Below are 20,548 nucleotides of genomic sequence, written 5' to 3'. Positions count from 1 at the left end.
CGCGCTCAAGCCACCTTCCGGGCCGATTCGGCGTCGATGACGCCGAATACGTCCCAGATCGGCGGCGCCACCGCCGCGTCCTCGGACACGCTCGCGCTCGGCCTGGCCACCGGGTCGACGACCACCGTGCGCGGCCGTTCGCGCAGCGTCTCCAGCAGCGCCAGCACCGCGGGCGCCCGGTCGGCGCCGGGCGGCAGATTGGGCACCAGGACGACCCGGGCCGACGTGCACTGCACGGCGTTCAGCATCGGGGTGGACGCGTCGACGGATGCGATGCGCGACAACGTGTTCAGCGTCGCGGGGTAGATCAGGATCATGTCGTGTCCGGCGAGCCAGGTGTGCGGTGCGAACGATTCGGCACACAGCACCGGGTCGGCCCAGTCGTCGATCGCCACCGGAGAACCGGACAGTGCGTGGAGGCTGTGTGCGCTGACGAACTTTGTAGCCTGCTGCGAGAGCACCACGCGCACCGAGTCATCGGCCCGATTCGCCTTCATCCAATTGATCCAGACCGGCAGAAAGCAGCTGTTCAGCGTCCCTGTGGAAAACAAGATGAGCCGCATGACGACAGCCCCGCCTTTCCGAACCAAAAGAATGAATTCCGGGAGATAGGAAAATATAGAGAAAATATAGATCGGTGTGGCCGGAGCCGGTGTTCATGTGCCGGAGCACATGAACACCGGAGCCTCAGACCTGCGTCAGCAGCCGTTGGACGAAATGGAGGCAACCAGCTCCGCAGCGCCCGACGCGGCGTCGATGTCGTGCAGGTCGGCGATGTTGGTGACGTCGATCATGATGATCTCCTTGGTTTCTTTTGTGGCGGAGTCGGTAATTCCGCTCCGGCCATATTTTTAGCAGAGCCATTCCGAATGCGGCAATGGCGCGACCGGGCGTTCGGCCCGCCATTTACACACGCTTTCCGAGCACTTGCCTTTTGCCCGGAATACCGAACGGACACGAAATCGCAGGTCATTCGGAATTACCGCAGCTCACCGATATCCCCCCGAGTGGGGGGTGTCTATGCCAATTCGGCGGGGCAATACCAAGGAATTGTGGGCATCCCGCCCATAGAATTGAGGGCAGCGCGACGCCTGAACACCGCGGCTACGCGGTGCGATCGACGTCCGAATCCGGTCGCGCACGGTCCAGTCCGTTGTCCAGCCGGGCGGCCAGATCCAGCCACGATTTGGCATTGGCCCTGGCCAGTTTCGCGAGCGCGAGGCGGGTATGTCCGGGCGCCTCGGCGGCATGCCGCTGCAGGGCATGGATATCGGTGAAGGACAGGGCGAGGCGGCGCAGCAGCACCTTCCCCTTGTCGTTGAATCTGAGCGCCGGGTCGTTTCGCAGCGTGCGCAGGATGAGTTCTTGCGTCGAGGTCGCATTCACCGTTCCCGCAATGTGCTGCGGACCGACCATTTGGTTCTGACATCCGGGCCTGGTCAACCGATCGCGCACGCTCTTGGCGGTGCCCACCGAAATGCCTGCCTCGCGCGATATCTCGCGCAGTGACGCCGCCGGGTTGTTCCTGATGATCTCGACCGCGACTTCCCTGCCCTCCGACACGGTCAGGCGATGGGCCTTGCCGTCGCGCCCCACCCGGGTGTTCAGCCGGGTACTTTCCCCACCTGAACGCCGCCGCTCCGCCCCGACGGTCTTGTGTGACAACCCGATCACGCTCGCGATCAGCCGGTCCGACCACTGCGGATGTGACGCGACCAGCCTGCGCGCGGCCGCTTTGCGTTCGGCCAGCGACAGCGGAAGTCCGTGCGAGACATTCGCTTGCACCGCGAGCGCGAATGCATCATCATCGGTGCCGTCGAAGTATTTGACCGCGATCGTCGCCCGCCCCTGCGCCCGGGCCGCCTGTAATCGGTGCGCGCCATCGATGACCCGCATTGTCGCGCGGTGGACAATGATGGCGGGCAATGGCGATTCCGTTTCGACGAGCAGCCGAACATGATCGGCGCTCGTTCCTGCTTCGATGCGCGGCGAACAACCGGGCAAAAGCAATTCGATCGGAACTTCTTCGACGGGAATAGACGATGCCTGCGAAAGCCACTCGTGCACAGGAGAGGATTCCCCCTTTCGCAGATGTACAGAATCGCCGTCGTCACTGTGAATCATGATCCCACCTGTCCCAGTTGAACTCGACCTGCACCGACGTGTACGCTCATCGAGACGATCGTCCGCCACAGCACAATTCGCAGCGCAGCCCGCGTTCCACAGTTCGACCGCATCCAGCTGTGGTATGCACGCATATGGCCGACCGGCGGAATTTCGAGATCAACGGGTTCCATCAGTGAACCCGGGATCGAGCAGGCACATCGATGCGAAATCCGTCCTGGTGGAATCCCCCCTCATCGCTACCCGACACCACAACCGCGTATAGGTCAATGCTGTTTCCAACGGGAAGTAAAACAGCGACTTTTAGAAAAGTCAACGCTTCACTTGACGACCGAAAACCGGTGCACTGTCGGCGATTCCGGCACCGCCACAGCATTCCTGTGTTACGATGACGCATTTTCGCCTACCTATTCCGCAACTGCGACACTTCGGTTCCATCCGGAACCTATCGCCTCCGCCGGCTCCCGTATCTCCTTCATCGGATCGAGCCGCCTCCTACTTTCGGCGGACCCGGGTCCACCCCGCAGTGTGCTGTCATGACCAAGTGAGCTATTGGTCGAGTTTGTCGGCGAAGACACAGGACGCACTGGTCTCGGTTCTCGGCTTCACCCTCGGCCTGCTGCTCTACCTCGCCGACCTCGACACCATCGTCGATACGCCCGACCCGCCGCTGGCGCAGCGACTGGCCGTGCTCGCGGCGATGTGCGTGGCCACCTACTTCCGGCGCCGCCGACCGGTGACGGCGCTGGTCTGCGGCCTCGGTCCGTTGACCGTCGACCTCCTGCTCGCGCCGTCGGTGCCGATCTGGCTGCTCTATTCGGACCTGATCTACGCGTCCGTGCTCTACGGACGCGGCAACCGGCCGCGGTACGTCGTGATCGTCAGCGCGGCCGCCGTGACCACGGGAGTGCTTGCGACACTGGTCATTACGGGCGAATGGCGGACCGCGGCGCTGGTCGCCACCCTGTCGGCCGCGTTCGTCGCGACGCCCATCTGGTGGGCGACCACGGTCTCCTCGCACAAGGCCATCGCCGATGCCGAACGCATCCGGGCGAGGGCGATGAGCCTGGTCGCCGAGCTCGATCGGCGCGCGGCCGTCGCCGAAGAGCGCAAGACCATGGCGCGGGACCTGCACGACGTGATCGCCGGTCATCTGTCCGCGATCGCCATCCAATCCGAGGCGACGCTCGGCGTGCTGGCCCGCCGCAGCCCTGGCGCGGCAATGGCCGATCTCGTCGGCTCGATCCGAGTGGAAAGCGTGCACGCGCTGCAGGAGATGCGGACCATGATCGGGCTGCTCGGCAGCGAGGACGGCAGCGCCGACGGCCCGGCGGCGCCGCGACGCCTGGCGCAGCTGCCGCTGCTCGTCGACGAGGCCTGTGCCGCAGGGGTTATCGTGCGCGTGCACTCGGCGCTCGACGGCGTCGCCCTGCCGAGCGCGGTCGACCAGGCGGCCTACCGGATCGTTCAGGAGGCGCTGACCAACGCGATGAAACACGCGCCGGGCCAGCCGATCGACATCGACATGTGCGCGCACCCGACCACGTTGGACATCACGGTGCGCAATCCCGCCGGGCTGATGAGTAATCTGGCCGTCCCGCCGACCGGTCAGCAGTGCGGACTGGTCACCATGCGCGAACGCGCGACGGCACTCGGCGGCGCCATCTCGGCAGGCCCGGTCTCCGGCGGCTGGGAGGTCGCGGCCCGACTACCGCTGACGACCCCGCAGGTCGGCGCACGATAGGCAGCGTCGCCATTGTTCATCGAGTTCCGTCTGCGGCGCTGCCACCGCGTGAACGGATCACTGTCAAGAGAAGATCAAAATGTCGTTTACCCGCCACTCAGCTTCCATAGACTGCACAGGCCCCTTGCGCTCGAACGTGCATCCCTGCGTATCGGCGTCACAGCACACCTGGTGGTGGATCTGATATGAGTTTTCCGGCCGACGAGCCGCTGCTGTTCACGCCGCTACCGCTGGGCGCGCTCGCCGCGTCCGCCATGCTCAGCATGGCCGATGTGGTCTTCCTGTCGAAGCTGCCTGCCAGCACCCTGTCGAGACTGTGGCGCAACGAACTATGGCTGGATCGGGTCTCCGGCGCGACGTTGCAACAGCTGGTCGCGGTGGTGCCGGGCCTGTCCGAGTACGTCACCAGGCGCAGCTACGGATCTCGACTCGGCAGTGTGCTGCGCGAGTGCGACGAGGCCGGCCTCGACATCGCCAACGGACCGATCGGCGCGCTGCTGACCGACGGCCGGTCGGCCCAGCACGTCGCGACCGCACTCGCGGCCGCATCCAGCATGATGCGGCTCGACTCGCACGCCGCGGTGTCGAACCTGGCCCGATGTTGGGGTGTCAGCCAGGATCTGGCGCTGGACGCGTTGTTCTCGGCCGAACCGCACGGGCTGGTCGCCGACATGGCGCCACTGGTCGAGCGGGGCCTGCAGGTGATCGACATCCTCGACGGCGGCAGCAACTCGCTGCATACGACGGTCGGTTACGGCATCCTGGTGCACAAGCTGACCAAGCTCACCGGCGCGGTCCCCGCCGACACCTCTCCCCATGCCCGCGAACGGAATTCGGCGTTCGCCTATCGCAGCGGCACCATCGGTGTGCTGCTGCGCTCGGGCGACATCGACGCCTCGATCGCCTACGCGCTCAGCCTGGACGAGAATGTGCTGCTGCGGCGAAACGAATTGTGGTCGTTGACTTCGTATTACGCCGATATGCCGCAGTCTCCCGATTTCTCGCTGCCCGCCAAGGGTGGTTTGTACAACACCGAAGCCGAGATGAGCAAGGACATCGCCAGCAGCAACGAGGCGTACCTCCATTATCTCGTGACGTCCGCGATTCCGGTACTGCTCGAGCACGATCGATTATTCGGCGCCGCCACCGGCGAAATCGCCCGTCAGCTGCGAAATCGCCTGGACCGGGCGGTATCTGACCGCCGTGTGGCGGCGGCCATCTCTAAACTGTTGACGTCCATGCCGTAGCGAAACCACATGGAGTACAGGGTCGGTATGTTGGGTGACGATCGCGTGACCTCCGCCTACACCCAGAACGCGCGGTTCTGGATCGACATCGTGCGTGGGCGGTTGGACGAGTATCAGCAACGCATCACCGATCCGGCGCTGCTGGACACCGTGGGCGATTGCCGCGGGCTGCGAATTCTCGACGCGGGCTGCGGCGAAGGGTATCTCACTCGCGAACTCGTCCGGCGCGGTGCCGCGCACGTGCAGGGCGTCGACACTTGCGAGGAGTTCATCGACGCGGCGCGGACACATCCCGAGGCCCGGCCCGAGACGGCGACCTTCCAACTCGCCGACGTGGCGGCCCTGCCGCTGGCCGACCGCAGCGTCGACCTGGTGATCGCCAACCGGCTGCCCCACGGAATCACGAACCCCGGCAAGCGATTTCACGAATTCGCCCGGGTGCTGCGGCCGACCGGCCGGCTGATCGCGCTCGGCATGCACCCCTGCTTCTACGTCGCCCGCGCCGACCGCACGAGCGACGACGGTGCCCCCATCGCGATCGATTCCTACTTCGGTGGCCGAACCGTCGAGCAGAAATTCGACGTCGCGGGGCGGTCGTCGCCTGCCGCCTCGGTCCAGCGGTTCTACCCGCTCGAGACCGCTGTCCGGATGATCACCGCGGCCGGGTTCGTCATCACCGACCTGCGCGAACCGCACCCGACGCCGCGGCAGCGCGACGAAGATCCGTGGTGGAACGAGAATTTCCGCCGACCGCTGTTCATGCTGCTCGACTGCGCGTTGCGGACGTAACGAGCGCCGGTACACGGTCAGCCGAGTCGCTGCGCATCCGCGGCAGGCGGCCGGGACGCGGGATCGTTCTCCAGTTGGTCGGCGAGCTCATGCCAGGACTTGGCATTGGCGCGGGCGAGCCGCGCGAGCGAGTCGAAGCAGTGGTTCGGCGCATCCGTGGTCAACTGCCCCCAGGCCCGGATGTCCATGATCGAGGCGGTCAACTGCCGCAGCAGGGTCCGGCCCCTGTCGGTGAAGCGGAGCGCGGGATCGCTGCGCAGGCTGCGCAGGATCAGCTCCTGCACCGGCGCCGCGGCCGAGAACCCGACGCGGTCCGCCAGCTCGGCGACGCTGCGCGAAGTAGGCGCGGCGGCAGTGTGTTCGGGCATGGTTCTTTTCGGGGTGAGCGAGGCCGGTCTGCCGGCCTGGTGACATCGCTGTGCGGCGTCGGCGTGAAACAGGCGGTCGCGCACGTCCTTCGCGGTGCCGACCGAGATGCCGGCCAGCCGCGAGATCTCACGCAGCGACGCGTCCGGCTTGCTCTTGATGATCTCGGCGGCGACGCCCCTGCCCTCGGCGACCTCCCGGCGATGCACCTTGCCGTCCTTGCCCACCCGGCTGTTCAGGTGGGCATTTTCCCCTGGTGAACGCTGTCGCTGCGCGCCGACGGTCTTGTGCGACAGCCCGGTGATGTCCGCGATCAACCGGTCCGACCATTGCGGATGCGACGCGACCAGCCTGCGCGCGGCCGCCTTGCGTTCGGCCAGCGACAGCGGCAGTCCGTGCGCCACATTCGCCTGCACCGCGAGCACGAACGCGTCGTCCGCGCTGCCGTCGAAGAACCGGACCGCGATGGTCTCGTGCCCGAGCTCGGTTGCCGCCGCCAGCCGATGCGCCCCATCGATGACCCGCATCGTGGACCGATGCACGATGATCGCGGGCAGCGGAGTCGGCGCCTCGGTGAGCAACCGGACATGGTCGTCCTTCGTACCGGTACTCACCCGCGGCGTGTTGCCCGGCGAGATCGAGGCAACGGGAACATGCTCCACCGGAACCGATGCCACCTGGGCGAGCCACCCACTCGCACCAGCTACATCGACACGATCATCAAGCGTCATTATCCGGTTCTCCCCGTCGACGAAGAAGCCGCACTGCGACGAGCCTCGGCGCCGCTACGCCCTCCCCCATCGAAGTGCGATATTGCCCACAACCCTGACGTAGCGCTCGGCTCGCGGCCACCGCTGTTCCATCCATGTCACGACCCTTGCGAATGCCCTTGCGGCCGAGCTAGATTGAAATCTTCTGCGCCTTCGCCCGCGAACCTCGCCCCGCCCCTCGGTCCCGAGGCCGCACCCTGCCCTGGGTTCGAATCCTCGAATACGCGCCTGACGTGCGATGATCGTGTGCTCAAACGTTCCATCGCAGTCGAGGAGACAGGGTCATCGAGCGCTACGAGATCGAGACGTTCCTGGCCTTGGCCGAGGAGCTGCACTTCCGACGGACCTCGGAACGGCTCGGGTTGTCACCGGGACGGGTCAGCCAGACGATCAAGAAACTGGAGCTGCGCGTCGGCGTACCGCTGTTCGACCGCACCAGCCGCCAGGTCGTGCTCACCGCCGCCGGACGACGGCTCCGGGACGAGCTGCGGCCCGCCTACGAGAGCGTCCGGCTGGCCATCACCAGGGCGATCGAGTTCGGCCGCGGCGTCACCGGCACCCTCCGCGTCGGCTACTCCACCCCGTGGGTGGCCGACCTGCTCGGCCTCGCCACCGAAACCTTCCGCGAACGCAATCCTGACTGCGCGATCGAACTGCACGAAATACAGCTCTGTGATCCGCTCGGCGGGCTGCGCTCGGGCCACTTCGATCTACAGCTCAGCGAGTTCCCCATCGACGAGCCGGATCTCACGGTCGGCCCGGTGATCTTCGCCGAACCGCGCGCGCTCATGGTGCCCGCCCAGCATCCGTTCGCGCGTCGCGACAGCCTGTCGCTGGAGGATCTCGCGGACGTCCCCCTGGTGTCGCTGCACGGCGACATCCCGCCGTACTGGCTGGACTTCCATCTCCCCACCCGCACACCATCGGGCCGCCCGATCCCGCAGGGACCGATCGCCTCCTACTGGACCGAATTCCCTTCGCACGTCGCGGCGGGCCGCGGCGTCGCCCCCGTGGCGTTCCGCGGCCGCGGCTACCACGCGCGCCCCGGCATCGAATTCGTGCCGTTCCATGACGCGCCACCCATCGAATACGGCCTGCTCTGGCCGACCAGCGGGGACTCTGCCCGGGTGTCCGCCTTCGTGCAAACGGTGCTCGAAACCGCCGCCGAGCAACGCATCGACGCCTTGTTCCCCGCGCCGGACAGTCGAGTCGATGACATATGCGGCGTGTACTGCCTGCGTGACGTCGGACGAGCCATCGAACCGGTCGTCTAGCACGGAATCATGGTGCGGCGAGCCACTTTTCGATGGCTCGCCGCACCATGTGCGGTCAGTCGACGGTAAGGACGATCTTTCCCGCGACGCGTCCGCTCTGGCTGAGCTCGTGCGCCTCGGCAGCCCGTTCGAGCGGCAGGACCGTGTCGATCTGTGGACGCAAGCACCCGGTTTCGACGAGCGCCGCGATCAGCTGCATGCCCGCTCGGTCGGCTTCGACGATCAGGAACGCGGCGCGCAGGCCGAGCGGGCGGGCCTCGTCGGCCAGGTAGGCCTCGGTCGGCGAAGCCAGGGAGACGAGCACGCCACCCGCCCGCAGGGTGGTCAGCGAACGCGGCCCGTACTCGCCGCCGATCGTGTCGAGGACAACGTCGATGTCGCGGGCGACGGTGGCGAAATCGACCCGGGTGTAGTCGATGACCTCGTCGGCGCCCAGTCCGCGCACGAAGTCGTGCTTGGCGGACCGCGCGGTGCCGATCACATAGGCACCGCGCGCCTTGGCGATCTGAACCGCCAGGTGCCCGACACCGCCCGCCGCGGCATGAATCAGCACCCGCTGGCCGGGCTGGACATCGGCGGTGTCCACCAACGCCTGCCACGCGGTGAGCGCGGCCAGCGGCAACGCGGCGGCCTCGACATGCGACAGCTGGGACGGCTTGCGCACCAGATGTCGCGCCGGGGACGTGACGTACTGCGCATACGTGCCCGCCGGTTGCGGATGACGCGGCAGGCCGAACACCTCGTCACCGGGCTCGAAGATCGTCACCCCCGGCCCGACGGCCTCGACGACTCCGGATACATCCCAGCCCAACCTGATCGGCGTCTCCCCGCCCGCCAGTCCGCCACTGGCCCGATGCCACAGGTCAGTCGGATTGACCCCGATCGCCCGCACTCGAACGAGCACCTCGGCGGGCCCCGGCTCGGGCCGATGCACCTCGACCACCTTCAACACGTCGGGTCCACCGAACGAATCCTGGTCGATAGCATGCATATTCACGCTGCTCCCTGTCGTTGCGCCGGGATCCGCTTGCCGAGGTTGATGAAGAACAGAATCAAGCCGACGGTCAGCACGATGTGCCCGAGCCCGGCGACGCCGGAGATCGCGGCGCTGGTCTCGGCGCCGACGACGGTCTGAATGCCGTGCACGGTCATCACCGCGACGGTCAGTGCGAGACCCGCGTTGTAGACCCAGAAGAACCAGTCGAACAGCTTGCTGGTGCTCAGGGTGAACAGCTTCTCCAACGGCAGCACGATCAGATGGAACAGCATCCCGAGGGCGAGCAGGTGCGTGTGCACCACCCCGAGTTGAGTGTCGCCGGTGAAGTCGTACCACTTGGTGAGCTCGCGGTAGAACAGACCGCTGACGACCCCGACGATCATGTAGGTGTGCGCCGCGTAATAGAGCTTCTTCACGACTGACTGCGCCGAAAACGAAGCAACGCCAACGCGAAGCAGACGAGCGCACCGACGTTCGCGACCGTGCGGGCGATGTTCCACGCCACCCACGGACCCTCGAATTGCGCACGCACAGCGGCCAAGTCGGCGATCTGGGCCGGGTCACCCGCGGCCGCCAGCTTGTCGTTGAGCGGGACGTTCGCGCCGCTGGTGATCACGAACATCAGCAGGTAGCAGGCGAACCCCGCGATCGCCCAATACCGGACCGCCGGATCACCGGGGCGCCAATTCACCACCACGGCAGCCAGTCCGGCGGCCAGTCCACCCATGAACAAGGTCATGAACAGTGGGTTCACGATGGCCACGTTGATGTTCTGCATGACTTCGACAAAGGCGGCGTCGCCGCTGCGCCGCAATCCGGGCATCACGGCATAGGAGAACCCCGCGAACAGCCCCGCCATCAGCCCGGTGATAACCGCCGCCACGACCAGCGTGACCGATCGGGCCGCCCTCACTGCACTGCCTCATCGGCGACAGAGGTTGCGCCGCTGCCTATTTGGTGGCCGATCCGCCGCATGCGCTGCTCGAAGATCAGCAGTCCCCCGGTGAACGCGACCAAGACTGCGGTCAGGCCGTGCACGTTGATGGCCGTCGCGGTCGATCCGTCGTAGTGCAGCACCGTCAACATATCCCCGAACGGGTTCAGCGCGATCACCAGCGTGGCGACACCCAGCGCGAACCGCTGCCGCGCGGCGAGCAGGGCGAGGATGATCAGCCCGCTCGTAATGTCGCGGATGCCTTTGAGATTCAAGAAGCCCACCGCATCCCCGCGCGGCCACTCGGGCAGGCCGAACTGCGGGGCCATGGTCGACGGCGTGAGCACATAACTGATGCCGACATAGATGATGAACGCCGCACCGATCAGCGAGAGTGCGGTGGCTATGCGAGAGAGATTCAAACTCGTGCTCCAGAAATCGATCGTTGAACTGCCTGACCAAGGATTCAGAACGCGAGTTCCGGGAACAATGACGTATTGATCAACCGACGTTTACCTCCACTCAACGATCGACGGAGGAACAAATCGCACGTCGCGGCGGTAGTAAGTGGAGCCCTCGGGTCGACGGGCACCGGTACGAGCGAGACGGAGTGGCGATGGAGCGGTATGAGATCGAGGCCTTCCTGACGCTGGCCGAGGAGTTGCACTTCGGCAAATCCGCTGAGCGACTGCAGGTCTCGACCGGACGGGTGAGCCAGACGATCCAGGCCCTCGAGCGCCGCATCGGCACCCCGCTGTTCGAACGCACCAGCCGCCGGGTGACACTCACCCCCGTCGGCCAGCGGTTCCTCGACGACCCTGCGCCCCGGCCACGACCTGATCCGACGGGCCGTCGAGCGCGCCACCGCCGCGGGCCGCGGCGTGTCCGGCGTGCTCGAGGTCGGCTTCGTCGGCGCGGGCGCAAGCACCTTCTTGCTGGAGGCGGCCGACCGGCTCGCGGACACCCACCCCGGTACCGACGTCCACATCCGCGAACTGTCCCTGTACGAAGGCACGGCCGCCCTGGATGCCGACCTGGTCGAGATGGTGTTCGTATTCCACCCGGTAGCCGGGCCCGGCCTCAGCGTCGGCCCGGCACTGCGGCGCTTGCCTCCGCTGCTCGCCGTCCCGAACGCACACCCGCTCGCCGCGCGCGACTCCGTCGCACTGAACGATCTGGCCGACATCACCCTGATCGGCGCACCCGACTCGACACCGCCGCCCGTCGCCGAGCACCGAGTGCCCAAGCACACCCCCGACGGCAGGATCATCCGGCACGGCAAGACCGCCAACACTTTTCAGGAGGCCACCAGCCTCGTCGGAGCAGGCGAGGGCGGATTCATCGTCGGCGACGAAGGCTCCTGCTACCGCAGCCACCCCCGCATCACCTACCTGCCCATCGATGACGCGCCACCACTGGAAGGACGCCTCATCTGGCGCGAATCCCGGGAGAACTCCCGCATCAGAGCCTTCAACGAAGCCGCACTGGCAACAAGCCGAAACGACTGCCGCGGAACACAATCGCCGGAACTCCTCACCGCTGCCTCCCCCAACAGTCAACCCTGCCCACCCCGCTAGATCCCAAACCAGCCAGACCGAAGGGCGCCGTCAGTTGGTGTTGGGGGCTGAAGGGCGCCTTCGGGTCGGTCCCGGCGCCTTTGGTGATCCGGGTCACATGCGTATTCGGGTGCCGCGAGGTTGGGGGATCGCTTGTATTGTTTCCAGTCGGAATCAGGGGGACGAGGAGTGTGTTGCGACCGCGCTTGCTCGAGTCGTTCCCGCCCTATGCGTGCGAGGTGTGCCGATGAGCAGAACGCTGCGGCAGGTGCCCGGTTTCGGTAGGTTGATGCTCGGGCGCACGTTGTCGTTCCTGGCCACCGCGCTGGTGCCGATGGCGCTCACCCTCGCGGTGATCGACGCCACCGGTAGAGCGGGCGACCTCGGTCTCGTCCTCGCGGCGGAGTTGTTGCCGCAGTTGGTATTACTGCCGATCGGCGGGGTGCTGGCCGACCGCTTCCCGCCGCAGAAGGTGGCCTTCGCCGCGGACCTGACCCGCAGCCTCGCTCAGCTCGGGATCGGCATCGAATTGCTGTGCGGCGCAGTTCGAATCACCGATCTAGCGCTTCTCTCCGCGGTCACCGGCATCGGCATCGCCTTCGGCACCCCGACGATGTCGCCGCTCATCTTCGCGACGGTCCCGCAGGCACATCGGTTGCAGGCCAACAGTTATCTCGGCGTGGTGCGCGGCGTCACCCTGGTCGCCGGGCCCGGCGTCGCCGGCGTGCTCGCGGTAACCGTCGGCCCCGGTTGGACATTCATCGTCACCGCCGCGGTGTTCGCGTTCGCGGCCTGCACCCTCGGCGGCCTCCGGCTCGCATCGCGCCCGATCGTCGAGCACCCGGTCTCGTTCTTCCGCCAGCTGGCCGACGGTTGGCTCGAGGTACGCAGCCGAACCTGGTTCTGGTCCAACCTGATCGGGCACGGCGTCTCGAATCTCGCTGCGGGCGTACTCATGACGCTCGGCCCGCTCATCGCGGTGCACTCGCTCGGCGGCGAGGTGTCCTGGGTACTGATCTATCAGGCAGGCATGGCCGGGGTGGTGCTCGGCGCCCTGATCGCACCACGGCTACGAGCACAACGCCCGCTCGTCCTGACCTCGTTGTGCGGCACCCTGTTCGCCTTACCGATGATCAGCTTCGCGACGCTGTCACCGGTGTGGGTCGACGCCATCACCTACGGTGCCGCGATGCTGGGCGTCGGCCTCCTGAACACGGTGTGGCAGACCACAATCCAACGCGAATTCCCACCCGACGCCCTGGCTCGCGCGGATTCCTACGACGTCCTACTGTCACTGGCCGCCCGCCCCCTCGGCACGGCTTTCGCCGCCCCCATCGCCGCGGTCACCGGCAACACCGCCCCCCTCCTGACGATGGCGGTCCTGGTCACGGTGGTAAATCTGGCAATTATCGCCCTCCCCGACGTCCGGGCGATGACCACCGAGAAAGTACCGACCCGGCAATAGCCCGCCCGGGCTAGCCGAGGGCAGAAACGGATGAGCCGGTTGGGGTGTCGCCGAGGACAAACGTCAGTTCGCTGCGGCGGGCGATGTCCAGTTTGCGGTAGACGCGGGTGAGGTGTTGTTCGACGGTGCTGGTGGTGATGTCGAGGGCGGCGGCGATGTCGCGGTTGCGGTTGCCGTGGGCGGCCAGGTCGGCGACGCGGCGTTCGGCGGGGCTGAGGGTGTCGAGACCGTTGGGGTGCGGGCGTAGTCGGGGGGCGGGGCGGGCGGTGTGGTGCGGGCGGTGGCCGAGCAGGTCGTGCAGCAGGGGGGCGGCGCCGCAGGAATCGGCGAGCCGGGTCGCCTCGCGGATCAGCAGGCGCGCCTTCTCGTGGTCGCCGACGGCGCGGTGCGCGGCGCCGAGTTCGCCCAGGGTCGTGGCCAATTCGAGGTCGCAACCGCCGGAGCGGGCGATGGCCGCGGCGTCGCGCAGCAACCGGACCCGCTGGTAGCGGTCGGCGGTCGCGGCGAGTAGACGCAGTGATACGCCGCCGGTGCGGTGCCGGGTCGCGGTGCCGAGCAGCTCTAGATGGCGGGTCGCGACGGCGCGCGCGTGCTGGTCCTCGCCGAGCGCGAGGTGCGCCGCGGCGACATCGTTGCGCCACGGCACCAGCCAGGCGAAGTCCATGTGCCAGCGGCGCATCAGGTGCCCGCACCGGCGGAAGGTGCGCAGCGCCTCGGCGGCGTCGCCGACGGCCAGGTAGTGGTGACCCCGCGCGTGCAGGTAGGGCAGGCCGAAGCGTGACTCGAACATGGCGCGGGGCACGGGTCTTCGTAGCTGTGCCTCGGCGTCGGCGTGCCTGCCGGTCAGCGTGCACGCGCGCACGAGCGCCGCGACCGGTGTCCCGATCCAGACGCCGAGTTGTTCGGCGGGAACATGATTCAGCGCGAGCACCGCGTCCTCGGCCGCGGCCCGCGCATTGCCCTTGCGCAGCATGGTTTCCGCGCGCAGGGCGGCGAAGATCGACTGCCAGGTCGGCGCCTGCCGCGCCTCGGCCTCGGCCAGCAGCGAGTCGCACCACGCCGCCGCGGTATCGAGCCGGTCGGTATAGATCAGGCAATGCACCGCTGCCGCAAGGGTTTCCACGGTGCTCGGGTCGAGCCGATGGCAGGTGAGCAAACGCTGTGCCAGGGTGCCTGTTTCGTCGCGCGGACGCCCGGTGAACAGCCCCGTCAGCAGTTCCGCGCCGAGTAGGTGCGGTGACGGTCGCAGCACGTTCGCCAGACCTCGCCGCGCCCGAGCCGCGAGCAGCCGATGATGACGCTGCGCCTGCGGCGGATGCGCGGACCGCAGCCACGCACAGAGAAAATCCACCTTCGGTGCCACTTCGTCGATCCGATCGCAATCCAGTTGTCCGAGCGCCTGATCCGCGTGCTGGGTCTGACCGTGCCAGAGCAGGAACATCGCGGCGGCGGGCAAGCCCGCGGCGGGCACCCGGCCCGCCCGCACGGCCGCGCGCATCCGGGTGTAGTTCCGCGTCCGATTCGACGGGCTGAGCCGCCATTCGGCCCGGACCAGGCGGATCGCGATGGTGGCGCGTTCCGCCGGGTCGCGCGTCGCACGGTAGGCCAACTCCAGTCGTTGCACCGCCCGGTCGATCTGGTCGTTCGCCAACGCCGCCGCGGCGGCGGTGAGCAGCACCACGGCCGCCCACGGCTCGTCGGCGACGCCGGCCGCGACCAGCTGATCGGCCACGGTGTCCGCCGGAAAGCCTTTGTCGTGCAACAGCTTCGCTGCGCGCGCGTGCAGTTCCCGGCGAACCTGCGCCGGAGTGTCACGCAGGATCCGGTCGGCGAGGTCGATGTCGTCGAACAGCGCCCGCGCGGACGACCCGGCGGCGAGCTGCCGGACGGCCGTGCGCACCGCCGCCTCGTCGGCGGCGAGCAGTTCGGCGACCAAGCCGACCGTGCTCGCGCCGCCGAGCACGGCCATCGCCTGGCCGACCCCGGATTCGCCGAGGGCCGACCACTGCTCGCCCTGCGCTGCGATCTGCCGGTACATACCCGAGCCCCCTTTGTCGATGCGGTGTACCCGACTGGGGAAGGGCACCATCGAAGAGAGCAGCTCGGGTGCGCTGAAAATGCGGCATCGTCGCAGCAGGGACGTCACCGGACGCCCCATTGATCCAGCCGGTGCCCATAGCGTAGGTCGCCGACCGCGCCCTGTCATCGAATCAAGGCGACAAGATCGCGGAAACATTTCCGACACGAATGACGGAATCCCCGTAACATCAACGTCTTTCGCTACCGAAAGCACCGCCGGCGCCCACCGTGGCGACGGCCGCCGACTGCGGATGGTAGGCGAGACAGGCCGCCGCGGCCCCGTCGGCGGCCAGGAACAGCACCGAGGCGGCCGTGTCGAGCACACCGGATTCGCGCGCGTTCAGATACGCGTGCACGGGCGCCGCCGTGTACGGATCGCCGACCGCCGGGGCGACGCCGATCACCGATTCCATGGGCAGTCCCAAAGTTTCGGCCAGGTCGGCCCCGAATCCCACCACCGGGGCCGGCGCGAGCAGCACCGCTCGCCCCTCGGCGAAATCATCGCCGTCGAGGCCCTCGTCGGCCATGCAGGCCCGCACCGCCGCCGCCGCGAGCTCGATCGACTCCTGCACGCCGGGCCGAATCCGCATAGCCGAGCGGCCGTTCGCGCCGGCCTCACCCAGGTCCACCCAGGCCGACGGCTCGGCCGACCCGCCGGTCTCCCTGCTGTGCAGCGGACAGAACCCGCCCGCCGTCGGCGAATTGCCGAGCAGCAGCGCGGCGGCCCCCGCGGTGTACGGGAACCCCGCGACGTAGCGCTTGGTGGACGGATGGGTATCCCCCGCCACCAGCAGCGCGTACTCCACATCACCGGTGGCCAGGAAGCATTCCGCGGTGTTGATGGCGTGCAGCAGACCGGTGGCGCCGTGCATCAGGTCGAAGGAGAACGCGGGCACCCGGCCGGGCTGGTATTCCAGGCCCAGCCCGATCCGCTTCTGGATGAGCGCGGACACCGCGGGCTCGGAAATGTTCTCGTCCCGGAAGACGCCGACGTTGATCAGCATGCCGACCTCGTCGACCGAGACATCCGAGCCGGCCAGGCAACTGCGGGCCGCGCGGGCGGCCAGTTCGAAATAGCTGCCGGTGTCCAGATCCGTGTTGGTCGCGGCCGCGATAATCGTGGTACCCATGGCTTACGCCTCCAGACGCGAAATAGTCGCGGCTAGATGGCCGGAAACGAGGCCCGAAGCCGCGGGAATCATGAGGATCTTCGATCCTCGGGGAATCTTCTGCTGCTCGAGATACTCGTGCAGCACCAGGAAATGTGACGTCGACGCGGTATTGCCGAAGTCGTGCAACACATTCAGGGCCTGCGGCATCGGGGTGCCGAAATGCTGTTCGGTCAGGTGCCCGAGGTACTCGATGACCGGCCCGCTGAATTGGTGATGGATCCAGTAGTCGTATTTCTCGTCCTCCCAGGTGCGCCCGGTCTCCTGCAGGAAGGTGTCCAGGCGCTTGATCGCCTGCAGATACCTGCCCTCGTTCTGCATGGCGCGGTTGTCGGTATAGAGCGCGATCCCCGACGACCGGTCGCTCGGCATACCGAGGCAATGCTCGGCCCCTTCGGCGGCGGTCATCAGCTCCACGTAATGAATTTCGTCGTGATCGTCGCCGTGACCGTCGAGCACCACGGCCACCGCCGCGTCGCCGACGGTCAGTGCCGCGAATTGCGGATCGTACGGCTGGCTGATCTCCCGCACCGCCGTCTCCGCGATCGGCGTGATCTGTTCGCCGCTCACCACCAGCCCGTTGCGCACCACCCCCGCCTTGATCATCCGATCCAGCACCAGCACCCCGGTCATCATGCCCGCGCACGCGTTGGAGACGTCGAAATGCCGGGCCGACGTCGCGCCGATCGCATTGCCGAGCATCAGCCCGAATGCCGGTGCGTAGCAGAAGATTTCCTTGCCACGGGTGCGGGTGATGGAGGCCGAGATGACGATGTCGAGCTCGGCCGCGCTGTAGTCGGAATGTCGCAGGCAATCGTCGATGGCCCGCAGCGCCAATTCGAACGACGATTCATAGTGGTCCGGACGCGAGTCGTAGACCCGCCGATTCTTGATCCCGGTGATCCGCTCCAGGTCCAGCGACCTCGGCACGGCCAGGCTGTCGATCAGCTCCTCGGTGGAACGGATGGTTGCCGGAGTGTACGAGCCGATCGACTCGAAACGCGTACGCTGCATTGCCCCTGCTTTCTGCAGATCAGCCGATGACAAACATGTTGTGTCGCTTGCTAATTCCGACAACGTTGTCGTTGACTGCCCAGCCCGTGCTATTCGGCGGGCGCTACCAAGGCCGCGCTCACCTGGCACAGCCGCTGCCCGAGCGCGTCGTCCCGCGCCCGACGCGACGGCGTCTTGATGCGGTTCTTCTGGAAATAGGCGCCGGTCACCGCGTCGACCTCGGGGTCGGTCGCGAGATAGCTCAGCGCCCGGCCGCCCTCCTCGACGGAGATCATGAACAGCCGCTTGGCCACCGCGACCAGCGGCTGCCCGAACCACGGCAGCGAATCCCAGATCCCGCTGGCCACCGCACCGGGATGAAAAGCGTTGACCGTCACCCCGGTTCCCTCGACCCGGCGCGCCAACGCCCTGGCATACAGGATATTTGCCAGCTTCGATCGGCTATAGGCCTGCTCACCCGAATACCCGCGCTCGAGGCCGAGATCATCGAAATCCAGGCCGGCACCGAAATGCAGCACCGACGACGTGAACAGCACACGCGAAGGGGCACTGCGCACCATCAGATCGATGAGCAGCTCGGTGAGCAGGAACCCACCGAGGTGATTGACCCCGAACGTAGCCTCGATACCGTCCTCGGTCTCGACCCGATCCTTGTGGTACCCGCCCGCGTTGTTGGCCAGCACATCCAGCCGGTCATATTGCGCCAGCACACTTTTGGCGAGCTGCCGGATCGAAGCCTGTGACGCGAAGTCACATTCGAGGGTGTCCACACCGCCCGCCCCCGCGGCACGCACCGCCGCCGCCGCATCCGCCAGCTTCCGCGGATTCCGCCCGACGAGCACCAGCCGATCCCCGCCCGCCGCACACTGCCGCGCCGCCGCCAGGCCGATACCCGATGTCGCCCCCGTGATCAGGATCGTCTTCATAGCCGCTCACCCTGCCACACGATTTCGCCCGGTCGGCCGCACCGGACGACCGCCACCGCGACCGTGAAACATGCTGCGCAGGAACAACATTTGCCGAAACACGCAGGTCCGGCCCGGCCGATGCGACGCGCCCGGCCGCCGTCAGCGATACCGCGAGCGACGTCTCGGGGCCGCGGGTAGGGGGTTATAGGGGTATGCCCCGCGCGCCATCATCGACCACGCCGGACCGAACAGCGTGGCACGCGGGGCCGGTCGATCAGCCGATTCCCAACGCCCGGCCGATTCCGCTGATGAGCGCATACGCCCCGCCGATGACGATCAGTGGCGAGAGGATGACAAGCCAGACGAGCGCGCCTTCGGGATTATTGACGTCCATCGCATTCTCCTAACGTTGATCAAATCCGGTCAGACGTCTTATCGAATTAGATTTGCTGGATGTTACCTACACCGCTCCCCGGTGCTTCCGGCGTGCCGCGCCGAGGCGAATCGGTCATCACCAAGGATGAGATTCGCGCGCCGCGGTCCTACTCGAGTCGCACGAAGACCGGGCGCGGCGGCTGATGTGGTGGGGTGCGGTCGCTGGGCAGACTCTTCGTGACTTGGTCCAGCGACGGAGGTCGAAACATGCAGCTCTCGGTGCGGTCCCGCCCAGCCACCCCGGTCGTTCCCGCCTTCGCGGGACGGCCGGTCCTCGCGATCTCGGCCGTGGTCGCGCTCGCCCACTTCATCGGGAGTTTCGGCGGCGGCTACTGGTTCGACGAGGCGTACATGCTGGCGATCGGCCGGAATCACCTGGACTGGGGATCCGCCGACCAGCCGCCGATGGCACCGGCGCTGGCGGCAGTACTGGATTGGCTCGATCCGGGATCGGTGGTGCTGATCCGGGTGCCCGCGCTGCTGGCGACGGCGGCCGCGGTTGTTGTCGCGGCCCTCATCGCCAGGGAACTCGGCGGGGATCGGCGCGCGCAGACGCTCACGGCGGCGGCGCAGGCGACCGCACTCTGGGTGACCATGACCGGCCACTGGCTCACTCCCTACACGCTGGAACCGGTGCAGTGGCTGCTGCTCATCTGGCTGCTGGTGCGCTGGGTTCGCGTGCGGGACGACCGGTTGCTGGTCGCGCTCGGCGTGGTCGCCGGGATCGCCGCCGAGACCAAATTCCAGGTGCTGCTGCTGTGCGCGGTGCTGCTGGTAGCGATAGCGATCGTCGGTCCACGAGAGCTGCTGCGCCGCCCGATGCTGTGGCTGGGCGCCGGAATCGGCCTGCTCATCGCGCTGCCGACCCTGCTGTGGCAGGCCGGGAACGGCTGGCCGCAACTGCGGATGGGTGCGGTGGTCGCCTCGGAGGCGGATGCGCTGGCCGGCGGCCGACCCGGCGTGGCCATCTCGCTGATCGTCATGGCGGGCATCGCCGGAACAGTGCTGTCGCTCTACGGGTTGTGGCGGTTGCTGCGCGCCGAGGAACTGCGCGCCTATCGCTTTCTGGGCATGACCGCAGTGGTGCTGTACGTCTTCTTCGTCATCACTGACGGCCGCCCCTACTATCTCGGCGGGCTCTACGGAGCACTGTGTGCCGCAGGTGCAGTCGGATTTCAACAGCGCAGGCTGGCCGGTGGCCGCCGCGGCTGGGTGGTGTGGCCCGCCTACGTGCTGAGCATCGCAGCGGCCGCCGGCCTGCTCGCGGTCGCCGCGGTATCGACCAAAACCGATGTGCCCCATGCGATCGTGCAACGAACCGTTACCGCCTACCAGTCGCTACCCGCCCAGGACCGCGACAGCACCATCGTGATGGGCCAGTCCTACATCATCGCCGCATACCTCGACGTATACGCACGTCCCGGCGAACTACCGGCGGCATTCAGCACCAACCGCAGCTACGGCTACTTCCCGCCGCCACCGGATTCGGCCCACAACGTCCTCTACATCGGCACCGCACCCGATGAACTCCGCGACCACTTCGCGTCGTGCCGCAAGCTCATCGATGACGACGAGGATCAGGCCGTATGGCTGTGCAGCGACCGGCGTACATCATGGCAGCAGCTCTGGCCGCAACTGCGCCACCTCGAGATGACCTGACCCTCGCGATTGTCGAGA

General features: G+C 67.2%; 18 protein-coding genes and 1 pseudogene. 8 read left to right on the top strand and 11 right to left on the bottom strand.

Features of this window, described 5'->3' with window-relative positions; translation table 11 throughout:
• Positions 1-5: 5 nt before the first annotated feature.
• Both ACFWF1_RS16340 and ACFWF1_RS16335 read right to left on the bottom strand, forming a co-directional pair.
• Positions 6-563, bottom strand: coding sequence for a flavoprotein (locus tag ACFWF1_RS16340; RefSeq protein WP_379282793.1), 558 nt, complete (start codon positions 561-563; stop codon positions 6-8).
• 541 nt (positions 564-1,104) lie between these two features.
• A complete protein-coding gene (locus ACFWF1_RS16335) occupies positions 1,105-1,926 on the bottom strand; it encodes a hypothetical protein (protein WP_379322191.1) in 822 nt (273 codons plus the stop codon).
• A gap of 742 nt (positions 1,927-2,668) precedes the next feature.
• Here ACFWF1_RS16335 and ACFWF1_RS16330 point away from each other — a divergent pair.
• The 3 genes from ACFWF1_RS16330 to ACFWF1_RS16320 all read left to right on the top strand — a co-directional run bounded on the left by ACFWF1_RS16330 (position 2,669) and on the right by ACFWF1_RS16320 (position 5,904).
• The gene (locus tag ACFWF1_RS16330) at positions 2,669-3,868 is read left to right on the top strand and encodes a sensor histidine kinase (protein ID WP_379282791.1); all 1,200 of its coding nucleotides are present in this window, start codon (positions 2,669-2,671) and stop codon (positions 3,866-3,868) included.
• A gap of 185 nt (positions 3,869-4,053) precedes the next feature.
• Positions 4,054-5,115, top strand: a complete 1,062-nt coding sequence (locus tag ACFWF1_RS16325; protein WP_379282790.1) for a hypothetical protein — start codon at positions 4,054-4,056, stop codon at positions 5,113-5,115.
• Positions 5,116-5,124: 9 nt separating this feature from the next.
• Complete coding sequence (locus tag ACFWF1_RS16320) at positions 5,125-5,904, top strand: class I SAM-dependent methyltransferase (protein ID WP_379282789.1); 780 nt, start codon at positions 5,125-5,127, stop codon at positions 5,902-5,904.
• 17 nt (positions 5,905-5,921) lie between these two features.
• Here the strand turns inward: ACFWF1_RS16320 and ACFWF1_RS16315 are convergent, their stop codons facing one another.
• Entirely contained in the window at positions 5,922-7,001 is a 1,080-nt protein-coding gene (locus tag ACFWF1_RS16315) for a transcriptional regulator (protein ID WP_379282788.1), read from the bottom strand.
• 323 nt (positions 7,002-7,324) lie between these two features.
• Between ACFWF1_RS16315 and ACFWF1_RS16310 the strand changes: the two genes are divergently transcribed.
• Positions 7,325-8,314 (top strand): LysR family transcriptional regulator, encoded by a 990-nt coding sequence (locus ACFWF1_RS16310; protein ID WP_379282905.1) that lies wholly within the window; start codon positions 7,325-7,327, stop codon positions 8,312-8,314.
• Between the two features lie 55 nt (positions 8,315-8,369).
• Here ACFWF1_RS16310 and ACFWF1_RS16305 read toward each other — a convergent pair whose 3' ends face one another.
• The 4 genes from ACFWF1_RS16305 to ACFWF1_RS16290 are packed head-to-tail and all read right to left on the bottom strand — an operon-like array spanning position 8,370 to position 10,667.
• Positions 8,370-9,305 (bottom strand): NADP-dependent oxidoreductase, encoded by a 936-nt coding sequence (locus ACFWF1_RS16305; protein WP_379282904.1) that lies wholly within the window; start codon positions 9,303-9,305, stop codon positions 8,370-8,372.
• 2 nt (positions 9,306-9,307) lie between these two features.
• Positions 9,308-9,727, bottom strand: a complete 420-nt coding sequence (locus ACFWF1_RS16300; protein ID WP_379282787.1) for a DUF2871 domain-containing protein — start codon at positions 9,725-9,727, stop codon at positions 9,308-9,310.
• Positions 9,724-10,224 carry a DUF1772 domain-containing protein gene (locus tag ACFWF1_RS16295; RefSeq protein WP_379282786.1) on the bottom strand — a complete coding sequence of 167 codons (501 nt, stop codon included), beginning with the start codon at positions 10,222-10,224 and terminating at the stop codon, positions 9,724-9,726. Before ACFWF1_RS16295 ends, ACFWF1_RS16300 begins: the two co-directional genes overlap by 4 nt.
• Positions 10,221-10,667 (bottom strand): DUF4267 domain-containing protein, encoded by a 447-nt coding sequence (locus tag ACFWF1_RS16290; RefSeq protein WP_379282785.1) that lies wholly within the window; start codon positions 10,665-10,667, stop codon positions 10,221-10,223. Before ACFWF1_RS16290 ends, ACFWF1_RS16295 begins: the two co-directional genes overlap by 4 nt.
• 194 nt (positions 10,668-10,861) lie before the next feature.
• Between ACFWF1_RS16290 and ACFWF1_RS16285 the strand changes: the two are divergent.
• The 3 genes and pseudogenes from ACFWF1_RS16285 to ACFWF1_RS16275 form a co-directional block, all read left to right on the top strand.
• Positions 10,862-11,035, top strand: a pseudogene (locus ACFWF1_RS16285) (LysR family transcriptional regulator); the annotation flags it as partial.
• A gap of 91 nt (positions 11,036-11,126) precedes the next feature.
• On the top strand, positions 11,127-11,822 hold the full coding sequence (locus tag ACFWF1_RS16280) for a LysR family substrate-binding domain-containing protein (protein ID WP_379282784.1): 696 nt from the start codon (positions 11,127-11,129) through the stop codon (positions 11,820-11,822).
• Between the two features lie 226 nt (positions 11,823-12,048).
• Positions 12,049-13,266, top strand: a complete 1,218-nt coding sequence (locus tag ACFWF1_RS16275) for an MFS transporter (protein WP_379282783.1) — start codon at positions 12,049-12,051, stop codon at positions 13,264-13,266.
• A gap of 10 nt (positions 13,267-13,276) precedes the next feature.
• Here the strand turns inward: ACFWF1_RS16275 and ACFWF1_RS16270 are convergent, their stop codons facing one another.
• From ACFWF1_RS16270 to ACFWF1_RS16255, 4 genes are all read right to left on the bottom strand, one after another.
• Complete coding sequence (locus tag ACFWF1_RS16270; protein WP_379282782.1) at positions 13,277-15,304, bottom strand: LuxR C-terminal-related transcriptional regulator; 2,028 nt, start codon at positions 15,302-15,304, stop codon at positions 13,277-13,279.
• Between the two features lie 229 nt (positions 15,305-15,533).
• Positions 15,534-16,475 (bottom strand): hypothetical protein, encoded by a 942-nt coding sequence (locus ACFWF1_RS16265; RefSeq protein WP_379282781.1) that lies wholly within the window; start codon positions 16,473-16,475, stop codon positions 15,534-15,536.
• 3 nt (positions 16,476-16,478) lie between these two features.
• A complete protein-coding gene (locus tag ACFWF1_RS16260) occupies positions 16,479-17,528 on the bottom strand; it encodes a 3-oxoacyl-ACP synthase III family protein (protein ID WP_379282780.1) in 1,050 nt (349 codons plus the stop codon).
• A gap of 89 nt (positions 17,529-17,617) precedes the next feature.
• Positions 17,618-18,454, bottom strand: a complete 837-nt coding sequence (locus tag ACFWF1_RS16255) for an SDR family oxidoreductase (RefSeq protein WP_379282779.1) — start codon at positions 18,452-18,454, stop codon at positions 17,618-17,620.
• A 624-nt stretch (positions 18,455-19,078) separates the two neighbouring features.
• Here ACFWF1_RS16255 and ACFWF1_RS16250 point away from each other — a divergent pair.
• Entirely contained in the window at positions 19,079-20,530 is a 1,452-nt protein-coding gene (locus tag ACFWF1_RS16250) for a glycosyltransferase family 39 protein (RefSeq protein ID WP_379282778.1), read from the top strand.
• The last annotated feature ends 18 nt before the right edge of the window (positions 20,531-20,548 follow it).

Source organism: Nocardia sp. NPDC060255 (genome assembly GCF_042727395.1).
Lineage (GTDB): Bacteria > Actinomycetota > Actinomycetes > Mycobacteriales > Mycobacteriaceae > Nocardia.
This window is presented reverse-complemented; position numbering and strand designations above follow the sequence as displayed.

What these genes read in the sequence shown, in the direction of transcription:
- ACFWF1_RS16275 (WP_379282783.1), top strand. Translation starts at nt 12,049, where the DNA reads ATGAGCAGAACGCTGCGGCAGGTGCCCGGTTTCGGTAGGTTGATGCTC.
- ACFWF1_RS16255 (WP_379282779.1), bottom strand. Translation starts at nt 18,454, where the DNA reads ATGAAGACGATCCTGATCACGGGGGCGACATCGGGTATCGGCCTGGCG.
- ACFWF1_RS16250 (WP_379282778.1), top strand. Translation starts at nt 19,079, where the DNA reads ATGCAGCTCTCGGTGCGGTCCCGCCCAGCCACCCCGGTCGTTCCCGCC.
- ACFWF1_RS16270 (WP_379282782.1), bottom strand. Translation starts at nt 15,304, where the DNA reads ATGTACCGGCAGATCGCAGCGCAGGGCGAGCAGTGGTCGGCCCTCGGC.
- ACFWF1_RS16305 (WP_379282904.1), bottom strand. Translation starts at nt 9,305, where the DNA reads ATGCATGCTATCGACCAGGATTCGTTCGGTGGACCCGACGTGTTGAAG.
- ACFWF1_RS16340 (WP_379282793.1), bottom strand. Translation starts at nt 563, where the DNA reads ATGCGGCTCATCTTGTTTTCCACAGGGACGCTGAACAGCTGCTTTCTG.
- ACFWF1_RS16315 (WP_379282788.1), bottom strand. Translation starts at nt 7,001, where the DNA reads ATGACGCTTGATGATCGTGTCGATGTAGCTGGTGCGAGTGGGTGGCTC.
- ACFWF1_RS16325 (WP_379282790.1), top strand. Translation starts at nt 4,054, where the DNA reads ATGAGTTTTCCGGCCGACGAGCCGCTGCTGTTCACGCCGCTACCGCTG.
- ACFWF1_RS16260 (WP_379282780.1), bottom strand. Translation starts at nt 17,528, where the DNA reads ATGCAGCGTACGCGTTTCGAGTCGATCGGCTCGTACACTCCGGCAACC.
- ACFWF1_RS16265 (WP_379282781.1), bottom strand. Translation starts at nt 16,475, where the DNA reads ATGGGTACCACGATTATCGCGGCCGCGACCAACACGGATCTGGACACC.
- ACFWF1_RS16320 (WP_379282789.1), top strand. Translation starts at nt 5,125, where the DNA reads ATGGAGTACAGGGTCGGTATGTTGGGTGACGATCGCGTGACCTCCGCC.